The organism is Ferdinandcohnia sp. GQ5, assembly GCF_059759275.1.
Map to the genome: position 1 here is coordinate 64,440 of NZ_JCAXEW010000012.1, position 12,626 is coordinate 77,065.

The window sequence follows — 12,626 nt, forward strand, 5'->3', positions numbered from 1 at the left end:
CTTTTTGGGGTATACTTTATGATGGAGATAATTGACAGAGGGAGTGAAAATATGGCATATAACAAGGTTCGGTGGGGAATTATTGGTTGTGGGAATGTGACGGAAATAAAGAGTGGTCCAGCATTTCAAAAAATTACGAATTCCGAATTGGTTGCCGTAATGAGAAGAACAGGTGAGTTAGCAAAAGATTATGCAAAAAGGCATAATGTATCGAAATGGTATGATAATGCGGATGAGCTTATCCATGATCCGGAGGTGGATGTAATCTATATTGCAACTCCGCCAGGATCCCATAAAGAGTATACATTGAAAGCAGCTCAGGTTGGAAAGCCAGTATATGTTGAAAAACCAATGGCTCGTACATACACAGAATGCCTAGAAATGATTGAGGCATGTAAAGAAGCAAATGTTCCTTTGTATGTCGCTTATTATCGTAGAGCGCAAGAGCGGTTTTTGAAAATCAAAGATCTACTGAATAACGGTGCAGTGGGGGATATTCGCTTTGTGTCAACAACACAATATCGTAAAGCATCAGAAGATCCGAACAATCTCCCATGGCGAGTTCAACCAGAGTTATCAGGAGGTGGGCTGTTCTTTGATTTGGCAAGCCATACTCTTGATATAATCGATTACTTGGTTGGACCCATTATAGAGGTTCATGGTTTTGCTTCCAATCATGGTGGCCTATATACAGCAGAAGATATTGTAACGGGTACCTATGTTTTTGAATCTGGCATACATGGTGTTGGCAATTGGTGTTTTACGGCATTTCAAAATGAAGACGTGAATGAGATTGTGGGTAGCAAAGGAAAAATTACCTTCTCTACTTTTGGAAATGAGCCTGTTGTGTTAACAACAAACAATGGAACCGAAGAGTGGAGCTTTAAACGTCCCGAGCATGTACACCAACCACTAGTGGAAACCATTGTAGCCGAATTGACCGGAAAGGGCGGTATCTGCCCAAGTACTGGCGAATCAGGAGCTCGAACAAACTGGGTAATGGGAGAAATGGTTAAAGGGTATTATTCCAAGCACTGATAGTCTAGCCCACGGGAAGGTCGTTTTCTTCTTCGGGGGCTAGTTTTTTTGTTGCTAAACCAACATTGATTTTTATCATTTTAGTAATTAACTTTAAATGGAAACAAAAATAAAAAAGATTGCTATACTTTAATACACTTTTTTTAGCAATATTGTGATAAAATAGTTGATATTATTATCAGAATAATATAAGATTTCGATTAATAAAAACTTAAAAGATTTAAATTAAATGAAAGCTGGGATTAACATGACGACAGATTTTACAATTGATATCACCCTTACAACCAAGAAGAAGGAAATTCCTCCATTCGATCAGTTGGTGTTTGGAACTAGCTTCACTGATCATATGTTTATGTGGGATTACACGGAAGGAAAGGGTTGGCATGATCCTCGAATCGTACCTTATCAATCGATTCCTTTAGATCCTGCAGCTACTATTTTTCATTATGGTCAATCGGTATTTGAAGGATTAAAAGCCTATCGTACAAAGGACGAAGAAATTTTATTATTCAGACCGGATCAAAACATGAAAAGATTCAATAAGTCTAACCAGCGTTTAGTCATGCCGCAGTTTGACGAAGAATTTGCCATTCATGCTTTGAAGAAGCTAATAGAAATCGATAGAGACTGGGTGCCAAATCTTCCGGGTACTTCGTTATATATCAGACCGTTCATGATTGCTACGGAAGCACATCTTGGCGTTAATCCGGCTAAAAACTATAAGTTTATGATTATATTATCCCCAGTTGGTTCTTATTATAAAGAAGGTATCAATCCTGTAAAAATTGCTGTAGAAAATAAATATGTTCGTGCAGTTGCAGGTGGAACAGGTGATGCAAAAACAGCAGGGAACTATGCTGCAAGTTTATTAGCATCAGAAATTGCAAGTGAACATGGCTATTCACAAGTATTATGGCTTGATGGCAGAGAGAAACAATATATCGAAGAAGTTGGCAGTATGAACATCTTCTTTAAAATCAATGGAGAAGTTGTCACACCAGCATTAAACGGTAGTATTTTAGATGGAATCACTCGTAAATCTATTATTGAACTCTTAAAATACTGGAATGTTCCTGTAACTGAACGGAAAATTTCTATTCACGAAGTTCAACAAGCTTATAACGATGGCGTGCTTGAAGAAGTATTTGGAACAGGAACAGCAGCAGTTATTTCACCAGTTGGCGAGCTTTTCTATAATAATGAAAAATCTATTATTAACAATGGCGAAACAGGAGAATTATCAAAGAAACTATATGATACTATTACTGGCATCCAAAACGGTACAGTAGAAGATCCGTTTGGCTGGACTGTAAAATTATAAGGAATAAAAAAGTGCTTACCCATGTGGTAGGCACTATTTTTTTGCGATGTGGACAGGTTGGTTTCTTATCCCAGTGAGAGAAAAAGGATAACCCCCTAAGCCAGAGTTATCCATTTTATGTTCCATTATATTTTAAAAGATAATGAGCCAATAAATGTAAGATGCTACTAGCAGGCAGGTGTATGCCCATGATAGCTTGCGTTGCCAAGTAGCTGGTTGAAAAGTGGTAAATAGAAATGTGATAGGTACTAGTGTCCAAGGTAGTAAGAGTAATAGACTTAGGAAAATCAATCCAAGGGACATACCAATAGAGCCGACTCCTATCGAAACTTTGGCTAAGTATGCTGACGCTCCTAATCCAAAAGGAGAGAGTAATAGCAAGAAATAACTTTTAAGTCGGAAGGCTAAGAAAAACGTACTAAGAGATTCTGTTTCGAAAATTCCGAAATTAAAATGTGAGAGTGGTTCACGAATTTTTTCAGGAACTAATTGCATGTTCATCACTCCTAATAGAATGGTATACGAAGTATGTAAAATTCCTATATATATAGTATACGAAATAAACAGTAAAAAGTTTTACAATAATACAATAATATTCCATTTTTCTGAATTTATCGAATGATGTGATCGAATATTCATATTTCCTATATTGAAGGATGGGGTATGAATAATTTTTTAAGTACTTTACGGGAATCTTCTTAGGGGGGGCTGAACGACTAGGTGTGGATCGTACCCTCACAGCGCTCACTTTTAGTAATTGATGGTAGGACTAGGTGTGGATGCTACCCTCACCGCTCACTTTTAGTGATTGATGGTATGAATAGGTGCTAATCGTACCCTCACAGTGCTCACTTTTAGTGATTGATGGTATGAATAGGTGTTAATCGTACCATCACTGTACTGACCTATGGTGACTGAGGGTACGAATAGGTGTTAATCATACCCTCACAGTGCTCATTTTTAGTGATTGATGGTACGAATAGGTGTTAATCATACCCTTACAGCGCTCACCATTAGTGACATATGGTACGATTACAGGCTTTTGATGCCACCTCTCAACCGTCTTAGAGTAGTCCAAGGCGTGACTCCCCCGACTCCGACCCGTCCCAAACCCAAAGTCGAAAAAATTTGCTTCAGAACCAACAATATTAAATAATAGAAGTAGTTTAGCAATAAGATAAATGAAACAATAATAGGGGGTACAGACATTGGAGATAGGAATTAGTACTTTTGTTGAGACAACACCGGATCCTCGGACAGGTGAGGTCATTAGCCATGCCGAGCGAATTCGTGAAGTGGTTGAGGAAATAGTTCTAGCTGACCAAGTAGGTCTAGATGTATTCGGTGTTGGGGAGCACCACCGTGAGGATTATGCAGCTTCAGCACCAGCTATTATACTAGCAGCGGCTGCATCGCAAACAAAGAAAATTCGTCTTACTAGCGCGGTTACCGTACTTTCTTCAGCCGATCCTGTTCGCGTGTTCCAGGACTTTTCAACCCTTGATGCCATTTCGAATGGTCGGGCTGAAATTATGGCAGGAAGAGGGTCATTTATCGAATCATTCCCCCTATTTGGCTATGATTTAAAGGACTATGATGAGCTTTTTGAAGAAAAGTTAGATCTGCTGCTACATATTCAAAGATCGGAGAAAGTGACCTGGCAAGGAAAGCACCGAGCAGCCATTATCAATAGAGGCATTTACCCAAGACCTGTTCAAGATCCATTACCGATCTGGATTGGAAGTGGAGGAAACCAAGAATCAGTGGTACGTGCGGGTCTATTGGGATTACCACTCGTTCTTGCAATTATTGGAGGAAGGCCCGTTCAATTTGCGCCACTTGCTGAACTATATAAAAGAGCTGTTGCACATGCAGGGCATGATTTTTCAAAATTGGCTATTGCCTCCCATTCGCACGGGTTTGTTGGTGAAAGCAAGGAAGAAGCTGCGGAAAAATTCTTCCCACCAACAGCGCAGTCGATGAGTAAATTAGGAAAAGAGCGTGGCTGGGGACCATACACCCGGGAGACCTTTGAACATGCCCGAAGCTTTGAAGGTGCATTATATGTAGGTGACCCTGAATACGTTGCCAATAAAATCATACATTTACGTAAAAATGTTGGGGTTACTCGTTTTATGCTTCATTGTCCTGTTGGAACAATGCCACATGAGGATGTCATGCGCTCAATTGAACTACTAGGGAAAGAAGTAGCACCCCGTGTAAGGGAAGAAGTAGCGAAATGGGAAGCAGAAAACGAATCCAAATAAGAAAATAGAGGGGAAAGTAATGGGGAATCTATCTCATAAACAGTTAGCAACAGAATGCTTTAACAAAGTGTGGGATCTATTAGAAAATACGAATCGTACGGAATATGAAACAGAGGAAATGATGCATCTTTGTCATACTTCATTTTGGCATTGGACACAGGTAACAGATCACACCGAACAAAATTTATCAATTGGATATTGGCAACTTTCACGCGTTTATGCTGTAGTGGAAAATGGAGTTTTGGCCCTATACTTCGCAAAGCGGTGCGTCGAAATCAGCAAGAAGGCAGAGCTAGCTCCATTTTTTATAGCGTACGCATTTGAAGCGTTGACAAGGTCTTATATCGTCCTAAATGAAATAGGCCAAGCAGAAGAAACCCTTATTCAAGTTAAAAAATATACGGAACTTGTAAAAGATGAAGAAAGTAGGAAGCTCTTATTAGCAGATTTGGCAGACCTTATGAATAAAATATCATGACCCGCATGCATAACTCATGTTAAAAATTGGGATATTACTATTTGAGGTGAATAATTATGAAAAAAATAGTAATATCCCTGCTTTCTCTTGTCATCTTGTTCCCATTCCAAGTCGGTGCACAAGCAAGAGTTGAATGCCCAAGTGTGAGTCTGTTAGAGGATACATCAATAACGAATAAAGATGAACTCATTCAGGCTTTGGAAACAATCATTCCACGTACATTTGGCGAAAGTGATTATGGAAATCATTTTTCAGATTGGGAAGTCGTAACAGCGCAACCTCTAGATGAAAAAGTTGCAAAAGAATACCAAATGTCTACGAAATATTGTGGACAAGAGGTTGCTGACAAATCATGGTTAGTTACATTGCATTTTCCAAGATGGGAAGGAAAAAGTGACATTGCAGCGGATGGCCAAATTTTTGTATCTAAAAGTAAAGATAATGGTTGGTTCGTCTGGTACAGAAATCAATAAAAGAACGCAAACAAAACGCTTGGAAAAAATCCAAGCGTTTCGCATTTTTAATAAGTGGAAAATAGATTAGTGCGAAAAGGTGAATTATTTTTTTGTGAATTTTGCCTCGGCAGTTTGTTTATACAGTTGATGTCCGAAAACAGCAACCCCAGCTGCAATTACTCCGTTATATAACGCCTCTGCAGTAAAGCCATAGAAAAATGCGCCTCCTACTAGAGAAACTCCTAAAAGAATCCATCCAATAGCCCAATCAGGAATAGTTGGCGTTGATTTTAGGAAATACCCGATCACCCACAGTGCAGGGACCAACATATAGTAATTTTCATTTAAAAATTCAAGCAAGTCCATGGTTGTCACCTCCCTTAGTTCATCGTATGAAAGGTAGAAAGATGTGCTTGTTCGGATATCCCGATTTCATAAAAAAATGGTGAGTAAACACTCATTTTTTTATTGACTAGGTTTTGAAAAAGGAGCATAATGTGAGTAATCACTCACTTCTTTGTGAAAAGGGGGACCTATCATGAGTCATACTGTAGAAATCAATAAGATGAGTAAAAGCTTTGGGAAAAAGGTGGTACTAAATGAAATTGACCTATCTATTGAGGAAGGTACGATTTACGGTTTTATTGGGCCATCAGGTGCAGGTAAAACGACATTAGTTAAAATGATTGTGGGAATGGATTCACCAGATCATGGCTCCATTCAGGTGTTAGGAAAGAAAATGCCCAATTTGGAATTGTTGCAGGACATCGGGTATATGGCTCAATCCGATGCTTTGTACACAGAACTAACAGGTAGAGAAAACCTTGCATTTTTTGCTTCACTTTATAAATTAAATCGTGCCCAAACGAAAGAACGAATTGAATATACAGCAAACCTAGTCAATCTGACAGACGACTTAAATAAAAAGGTATCCACTTATTCGGGTGGGATGAAAAGACGTTTGTCTCTCGCGATCGCATTGATTCAAAATCCCAAAATGCTCATTTTAGATGAGCCAACTGTTGGCATAGATCCGGAGCTAAGACTTGCCATTTGGAATGAACTCATCCGTTTAAAAAAAGAAGAAGGAAAAACAATTATCGTGACAACCCATGTCATGGAAGAGGCTGAGCGTTGCGATTACATTGCAATGGTACGGGACGGTAGGATTTTAACAAGAGGTACACCAAACGAATTGAAAAAAGCATACAATGCCAGCAATTTTGATGAAGTATTTTTACACGCTGGGAGGGCGAGACAATGAGAATCGTAGCACTCATAAAAAGAATTTTTCAGCAGTTGCTTCGTGATAAGCGGACATTGGCTTTGCTATTTGTGGCTCCACTATTAATCCTATCTCTAATGTACGTAATGTTTAACGGAGATTCAGCAGAACCTACAGTGGGTGTTGTAGGTGTTGATGAAAAGTTAGTCATTGCATTAAAAAAGCTAGATATTCAAATTGAAGAGTTTGAACAGGCACCAAATCCTAATCAGACAATACTTAATCACGAACTTGATGGGTTACTTGTAATGGAAAATAATCATGTCATTCTTACGTTAACAAACAGTGACCCATCATCTGCAAAAGCCTTGCAAATGAAAGTGAACCAGATTTTTGCTGCGCAAGCACAGGAAAATCTAGTAAGTCAACTACCAAACCCTAGTGTAATGCCAAAAGTCGAACTCGAAACAAACTATGTGTACGGTAGTGATGACACCGCCTTTTTCGATGTGCTAAGCCCTATTTTAATCGGCTTTTTTGTTTTCTTTTTCGTATTTTTAATTTCTGGTATAGGATTACTAAAGGAAAGAACTACCGGTACTTTGGAGCGTCTTTTATCCACACCAATTCGAAGAGGTGAGATTGTAACAGCCTACCTTGTTGGATTTGGCATTTTTGCAATTATCCAGACAATAATTGTTGTCTTTTTTGCCATCACTGTTTTAGACGTCATATTAGTTGGTTCGCTATGGAATGTGCTCGTCATCAATTTATTATTAGCATTGGTAGCTCTTTCCTTGGGGATTTTATTATCTGCTTTTGCAGCTTCGGAATTTCAAATGGTACAATTTATTCCGATAGCCGTTATTCCTCAAATTTTTTTCTCAGGGATTATACCGCTTGAAGGAATGGCCAACTGGCTTCAAGTTGTAGCAAAATTCATGCCTTTATACTATGCCGCCGATGCATTGAAGGGTGTCATGTATAAAGGCTTGGGAATTACTGATATAAGTTTAAACCTTTTGATGTTAGTCATATTCGCGGCTGTGTTTATCATACTGAATGTATTCGCATTGAAAAAGTACCGTGCATTGTAGCTAAGGAAGTGAAGAATTTTGTCAAAAGATAATTTACTAGACGCTCTAATTGAACAAACTAAATTAACGAAAAAACAAACCGATAAACAACAGAAAATCATAGAAACTGCGATTAGTTTGTTTGCGGAAAAAGGGTATGCTAACACATCAACAAATGAAATTGCAAAAGCAGCAGGGGTTGCTGAGGGAACTATTTTTCGGCATTACGGTACAAAGGATAATTTATTGCTCTCCGTTATTTTGCCTTTTCTAAAAGAAGCATTACCTGGAATGGCCGAAAATGTGTTTAAAGAAGTATTAAAAGAGGAGACGCTCCACTTTGAGGATTTTTTAAAAGGACTTTTCAAAAATAGAATAAAATTCGTGATTGAAAATAGAGAAATCTTTCAAATCATCGTTAAGGAAATCTTATATAGTGACTCACTACGACAGGAAATTGCACCATTTTTTATGGACAGTGTTATCAAACGGGTTAATCAAGCAATTGAGAAGTTTAAAGAACGCGGAGACATAAAGGACATACCGACACACAAACTATTAAAATTGCTAATGACAACCTTCGGTGGTTTCCTTGTCACTAATTTTGTACTTATCCCATCCCAAGAAAAAATGGATATCGACCAAGAAACGGAAAACTTAGTCCGTTTTGTAATGGATGGTATCAGAAAATAAACTGAGCCTTGCCCGACAAAACATGCCGAGCAAGGCTTCATTATTACATGGATAATGGTAATGTTTGATTTTTTCGACCTGTAGATTCTTTCTTTCCATGCACAAAGAAGTAAAGAATAATACTCGCTAAAGCAAAAATTCCTAGTATAGAATATAGCTTGCTGTATCCTGTAATTGGAACAAGATATCCTAATAGATAAGGACCAAACCCAAGCCCTGCGTCTAGGAAGATATAGAAAGTTGAGGTCGCAAGCCCCATGCGATGTGCTGGTGTTAACTTGATCGCAACAGCTTGAGTACATGACTGCATATTCCCGAATCCTAGCCCGATAAGCGCACCAGAAAGTAGGAGAGTTATGCTGTTATGCGCAATACTTAATAGAAACATTCCAATTCCTAATAGGATAAAGGCAGGATACATGACATAATTGGCACCTTTTATATCCATTAACCGTCCAGTGAAAGGACGGGAAAGAAGTATCGCGATAGAATACACAAGGAAGAAGAAGCTTGCTGCAGTTACTAATTCAATTTCAATTGCATAAAAATTGATAAACGAAAGAACACTCGCGTAACAAAGCGAAATTGCAAAAGTAACAATAGCAATCGGAAGTGCCTTTGGTTCCACATAATTTGCAATTGAAAAGCCTTTTTTCTCTTGAGTTTGATTTGATTGTACTTCAATTGGTGGCACATAAAGAATGAACGAAGTGAGAAGAGTGATAACTCCAATCACAAGACATAGACCGAAGATAACCTGGTAGCTCGTATGTTGAGACATAAATAATCCGATGAATGGTCCGATTGCCGTCGCTAATGTCGCACTCATACTAAAATAACCAATTCCTTCACCCCTGCGTTTGGGTGGGATAATTTGAGCAACAATGGTACCAGTCGCAGTGCTAGCGATGCCAAGCGTAACGCCGTGTATGAAACGATTGATAAGGAGAAACGTGATTCCGGCATGTACGAAGTATAAGAAGGTCGTGAGTGTAAAAAGAGTCAACCCAATAAATAATGTCTTTTTACGTCCAATCAGATCGATATAACGACCAATAAAAAGTCGGCCAATTAATGTTCCGACAATAAAGATGCCTGTGACAAGCCCTGCTTGGCTAGTGGAAGCACCATATTCATCAACCGCATAGACGGCGATAATTACAACCAATAGATAAAAGATAAAGGTTAAGAAAAAGTTGATGGAAGACACGATGATAAAATCTTTCGTCCATAGTTTTTGATTATCCAAGTTGAAAATCCCCTCACTTAATTAAATTGTTTCGTATTGTTTTCATAATCTGAATGGCTTGGAGTAGTTCCTTTTCAGATACCCCCTCGATTAATTCCTTTTCAAATTCATCAACTGTTTCTCTGACTTCTAGGTACACTTTTTTACCAAGGTCAGTCAGCTGCATTCTTTTTTCTCGCTTGTCTTTCCCAGGAATGTTTTCTACATAGCCAAGTTCTTCTAAACGATTTATGGTTCTTGTAACAGTTGGCTTTTCGACACCTAGGTAGTTAGAAATTTCCACGAGTGTTGGTGAACCAAAGTTTACAATGTAGTACAGAATGGACCATTGTGCTCTATAAAGCTGGTGTTTTCCCAGTTCAACATTCAGCTTACTCTCAAATGGTCGATATAATTGGGTTAGTTGTTGAAAAAACAATTGAAAATTTTCGATTGGAATTCACCTCTTTTGAAAATAGTTACCCAAGGTAATAGTTAACAAGGGTAACCATTTGAATATAATATCAGACATCATTGTAATAGTCTATGAAATAAGCAAATAAAAATGAAAAAAGCGTGAGAAAACTGTTTCCAGTTTACACGCCTTTTATGGTTATTTGCTCGGAAAACCGCTATGAACCAAGCCCTGCGCTTTCCTCTTCTTTTACCCTGGTAATAAAAAACAATGCAAGAACCAGACTCCCTGCTGCAGCAATAAATAACACACTGAATCCAAACAGATCAATTAAGTATCCAAGTGCTGGAGGTGACGTGATTGCAGCCAATGAGGAAACTAAATAATAAAGCCCTGTTCTCGTTCCGAAACTTTTTTCACTTCCTGTCGAGACAATATAAGGGTATGCGTTAATGTTAACAAATGCCCAAAAAATGCCTCCCAAAAATAAAATGGCCCTCAAGAGAATAACGGAATCAACCCAGTTTAATAGTAAAAAAGAAACAATTAGCCCAATGACACCTATGACAATTACTTTTTTCTTGCCAATCTTTGCACCTAGTAGTCCACTTGGAATGGCTGAAATCACAAAGCTTAGTGAAAAAAATGTAAGTGAAAAAGCAGAAGCGCTTCTGGAAAGACCTAACTCATTTACACCATATAAGGTAAACAAAGCCTCCATTCCTTGAATGGCAATAAACCAAAAAAAGATAGCTGCTAAAAGGTATATCGTAGAGGCATTCAATTCCTCCTTATAATTAATCTTTGGTATGACTGTTTCTGCATAGGAAAGGGCATCACGTTGTTCTTTTATATGTTTAAATACAATCCAAAGGGTGATCAGGAAAACAACGGAAACAGCAAGAAAAGGGAGGGTCTCGTCGATGCTAAATAAGAATGAGCCGATACTAAATGCTAAGATAGCACCGCAGCCCCCCATAAAGTTGATGATTCCGTTTGCTTTTGTACGTTCTTGTTCAGGGGTGATGTCGGGCATCAATGCAATCGTAGGAGAACGGAAAATCGCCATCGATAAGTTCATGCATAGCATAAAAATGAGTAAGGATATTAGCCCAGTGTGGAAGGGAATGAGGGTATAGAAAAGGGCTGCAAGTGGCACACCAACAAGTAAATAGGGCATCCTGCGTCCGAAGCGAGTTCGAGTTCGGTCACTTAATTGTCCAATATACGGCTGTAAAAAGAGAGCAATATAATTATCGATTGTCATAAGAAAACCAATTAAAGCCGTACTAGTAATGAAATTATCCAGAAAAAAAGGAACAAATCCGTTATACAAAGACCAACCTAGACTAATGCTAAAAAAGCCAAACCCTAATAACCAAGTTTTTTTCATTCTCGCTCTCCTTGATGTAGATCAAATGCGCATTGGCGTATTTGTGCCCATTTGGACTTCTACTGAATATGTCAAACATACTTCTAATTTATGCTCAAGAATAGTACTTTTTGCCTGTTTTTGTGCCTATTATTCTTGATTTGTTTCATTTGTTTAAAGCGCGAAAATAATGTATCGTAGACATTATGTGATTGAGCAAAAGTGAGATAGAAAGTGGGAAGATGAAATGAAAGAACGTAGCCTAATTTTTTTTGACATAGATGGGACACTCTTGAACCATAATAAACAACTTCCGCCTTCCACAAAGGAAGCCATCTTTAAACTAAAGGAAATTGGACATGAAGTTGCGATTGCTACTGGTCGTGCTCCTTTTATGTTTGAAGACCTTCGCGAAGAGCTTGGGATCGGTACATATGTTAGCTACAATGGGCAGTACGTCGTGTTAAATGGAGAAGAGATTTATACGAACCCATTAAATGAAGAAGCCCTTATTCAATTAACTGAAAAGGCACTTGCCAACAATCATCCTATCGTTTACATGGACCACGAAGACATGAAAGCAAATGTGCCCGAACATGAATTTATTACGGAAAGCATTGCAACATTAAAAATCAAAAGTTTTCCAGCCTATGATCCAACGTATTATGAAGGACGGAAATTGTTCCAATCGCTTTTATTTGTCCAAGAAGGCGAAGAAGGTCAGTACGAAAAAGAATATAAGGACTTTGATTTTGTGCGCTGGCATCCGGTTTCCGTAGACGTAATCCCTAGAGGGGGTTCAAAAGCTAACGGAATAGAGAAGCTTGTTGAAAAAATAGGTATTCCTTCAGAACGCATTTATGCTTTTGGTGATGGGTTGAATGATATGGAAATGCTCACCACTGTTCAAAATAGTGTAGCCATGGGGAATGGACTTGACGAAGTAAAAGAAGTAGCGAAGTACGTTACCAAATCAGTTGAGGAAGATGGAATCCTACACGGACTAAAAATGGTGGGGTTGTTATAGAAATAGTTGCAAACCAAAAAAAAAGAGCAAA

14 protein-coding genes are annotated in these 12,626 nt (G+C 38.4%); 9 read left to right on the plus strand and 5 right to left on the minus strand.

What is annotated here, in order from left to right; all coding sequences use genetic code 11:
- Positions 1 to 51: 51 nt before the first annotated feature.
- The gene (locus AC6CHV_RS15520) at positions 52 to 1,038 is read left to right on the plus strand and encodes a Gfo/Idh/MocA family protein (protein WP_341333471.1); all 987 of its coding nucleotides are present in this window, start codon (positions 52 to 54) and stop codon (positions 1,036 to 1,038) included.
- A gap of 247 nt (positions 1,039 to 1,285) precedes the next feature.
- Complete coding sequence (locus AC6CHV_RS15525) at positions 1,286 to 2,359, plus strand: branched-chain amino acid aminotransferase (RefSeq protein ID WP_341329818.1); 1,074 nt, start codon at positions 1,286 to 1,288, stop codon at positions 2,357 to 2,359.
- Between the two features lie 132 nt (positions 2,360 to 2,491).
- Here the strand turns inward: AC6CHV_RS15525 and AC6CHV_RS15530 are convergent, their stop codons facing one another.
- Positions 2,492 to 2,854, minus strand: coding sequence for a hypothetical protein (locus AC6CHV_RS15530; RefSeq protein ID WP_341329819.1), 363 nt, complete (start codon positions 2,852 to 2,854; stop codon positions 2,492 to 2,494).
- Between the two features lie 713 nt (positions 2,855 to 3,567).
- Here AC6CHV_RS15530 and AC6CHV_RS15535 point away from each other — a divergent pair.
- From AC6CHV_RS15535 to AC6CHV_RS15545, 3 genes are read left to right on the plus strand one after another with little or no spacing between them, the layout of a single operon-like run.
- Positions 3,568 to 4,626 carry an LLM class flavin-dependent oxidoreductase gene (locus AC6CHV_RS15535; protein ID WP_341329820.1) on the plus strand — a complete coding sequence of 353 codons (1,059 nt, stop codon included), beginning with the start codon at positions 3,568 to 3,570 and terminating at the stop codon, positions 4,624 to 4,626.
- Positions 4,627 to 4,645: 19 nt separating this feature from the next.
- The gene (locus AC6CHV_RS15540) at positions 4,646 to 5,104 is read left to right on the plus strand and encodes a hypothetical protein (RefSeq protein ID WP_341329821.1); all 459 of its coding nucleotides are present in this window, start codon (positions 4,646 to 4,648) and stop codon (positions 5,102 to 5,104) included.
- A gap of 56 nt (positions 5,105 to 5,160) precedes the next feature.
- Complete coding sequence (locus AC6CHV_RS15545) at positions 5,161 to 5,577, plus strand: hypothetical protein (RefSeq protein WP_341329822.1); 417 nt, start codon at positions 5,161 to 5,163, stop codon at positions 5,575 to 5,577.
- 84 nt (positions 5,578 to 5,661) lie between these two features.
- On the opposite strand, the gene AC6CHV_RS15550 is transcribed toward AC6CHV_RS15545, so the two are convergent.
- Positions 5,662 to 5,925 (minus strand): phage holin family protein, encoded by a 264-nt coding sequence (locus AC6CHV_RS15550; RefSeq protein ID WP_341329823.1) that lies wholly within the window; start codon positions 5,923 to 5,925, stop codon positions 5,662 to 5,664.
- Between the two features lie 172 nt (positions 5,926 to 6,097).
- On the opposite strand from AC6CHV_RS15550, the gene AC6CHV_RS15555 reads away from it, so the two are divergent.
- The 3 genes from AC6CHV_RS15555 to AC6CHV_RS15565 are packed head-to-tail and all read left to right on the plus strand — an operon-like array spanning position 6,098 to position 8,553.
- Entirely contained in the window at positions 6,098 to 6,823 is a 726-nt protein-coding gene (locus AC6CHV_RS15555; protein WP_341329824.1) for an ABC transporter ATP-binding protein, read from the plus strand.
- Entirely contained in the window at positions 6,820 to 7,881 is a 1,062-nt protein-coding gene (locus tag AC6CHV_RS15560; protein ID WP_341329825.1) for an ABC transporter permease, read from the plus strand. Before AC6CHV_RS15555 ends, AC6CHV_RS15560 begins: the two co-directional genes overlap by 4 nt.
- A gap of 18 nt (positions 7,882 to 7,899) precedes the next feature.
- Positions 7,900 to 8,553 carry a TetR/AcrR family transcriptional regulator gene (locus AC6CHV_RS15565; protein WP_341329826.1) on the plus strand — a complete coding sequence of 218 codons (654 nt, stop codon included), beginning with the start codon at positions 7,900 to 7,902 and terminating at the stop codon, positions 8,551 to 8,553.
- A 43-nt stretch (positions 8,554 to 8,596) separates the two neighbouring features.
- On the opposite strand, the gene AC6CHV_RS15570 is transcribed toward AC6CHV_RS15565, so the two are convergent.
- The 3 genes from AC6CHV_RS15570 to AC6CHV_RS15580 form a co-directional block, all read right to left on the minus strand.
- Complete coding sequence (locus AC6CHV_RS15570) at positions 8,597 to 9,811, minus strand: MFS transporter (RefSeq protein WP_440274397.1); 1,215 nt, start codon at positions 9,809 to 9,811, stop codon at positions 8,597 to 8,599.
- A gap of 4 nt (positions 9,812 to 9,815) precedes the next feature.
- The gene (locus tag AC6CHV_RS15575) at positions 9,816 to 10,220 is read right to left on the minus strand and encodes a MarR family winged helix-turn-helix transcriptional regulator (protein WP_341329828.1); all 405 of its coding nucleotides are present in this window, start codon (positions 10,218 to 10,220) and stop codon (positions 9,816 to 9,818) included.
- A 193-nt stretch (positions 10,221 to 10,413) separates the two neighbouring features.
- A complete protein-coding gene (locus tag AC6CHV_RS15580) occupies positions 10,414 to 11,589 on the minus strand; it encodes an SLC45 family MFS transporter (protein WP_440274394.1) in 1,176 nt (391 codons plus the stop codon).
- A 226-nt stretch (positions 11,590 to 11,815) separates the two neighbouring features.
- Between AC6CHV_RS15580 and AC6CHV_RS15585 the strand changes: the two genes are divergently transcribed.
- Positions 11,816 to 12,595, plus strand: a complete 780-nt coding sequence (locus AC6CHV_RS15585; protein WP_341329830.1) for a Cof-type HAD-IIB family hydrolase — start codon at positions 11,816 to 11,818, stop codon at positions 12,593 to 12,595.
- Positions 12,596 to 12,626: the final 31 nt, after the last annotated feature.

Coding starts and splice junctions, on each gene's coding strand:
- AC6CHV_RS15520 (WP_341333471.1), top strand. CDS start 52: ATGGCATATAACAAGGTTCGGTGGGGAATTATTGGTTGTGGGAATGTG.
- AC6CHV_RS15525 (WP_341329818.1), top strand. CDS start 1,286: ATGACGACAGATTTTACAATTGATATCACCCTTACAACCAAGAAGAAG.
- AC6CHV_RS15530 (WP_341329819.1), bottom strand. CDS start 2,854: ATGCAATTAGTTCCTGAAAAAATTCGTGAACCACTCTCACATTTTAAT.
- AC6CHV_RS15540 (WP_341329821.1), top strand. CDS start 4,646: ATGGGGAATCTATCTCATAAACAGTTAGCAACAGAATGCTTTAACAAA.
- AC6CHV_RS15545 (WP_341329822.1), top strand. CDS start 5,161: ATGAAAAAAATAGTAATATCCCTGCTTTCTCTTGTCATCTTGTTCCCA.
- AC6CHV_RS15550 (WP_341329823.1), bottom strand. CDS start 5,925: ATGGACTTGCTTGAATTTTTAAATGAAAATTACTATATGTTGGTCCCT.
- AC6CHV_RS15555 (WP_341329824.1), top strand. CDS start 6,098: ATGAGTCATACTGTAGAAATCAATAAGATGAGTAAAAGCTTTGGGAAA.
- AC6CHV_RS15560 (WP_341329825.1), top strand. CDS start 6,820: ATGAGAATCGTAGCACTCATAAAAAGAATTTTTCAGCAGTTGCTTCGT.
- AC6CHV_RS15580 (WP_440274394.1), bottom strand. CDS start 11,589: ATGAAAAAAACTTGGTTATTAGGGTTTGGCTTTTTTAGCATTAGTCTA.
- AC6CHV_RS15585 (WP_341329830.1), top strand. CDS start 11,816: ATGAAAGAACGTAGCCTAATTTTTTTTGACATAGATGGGACACTCTTG.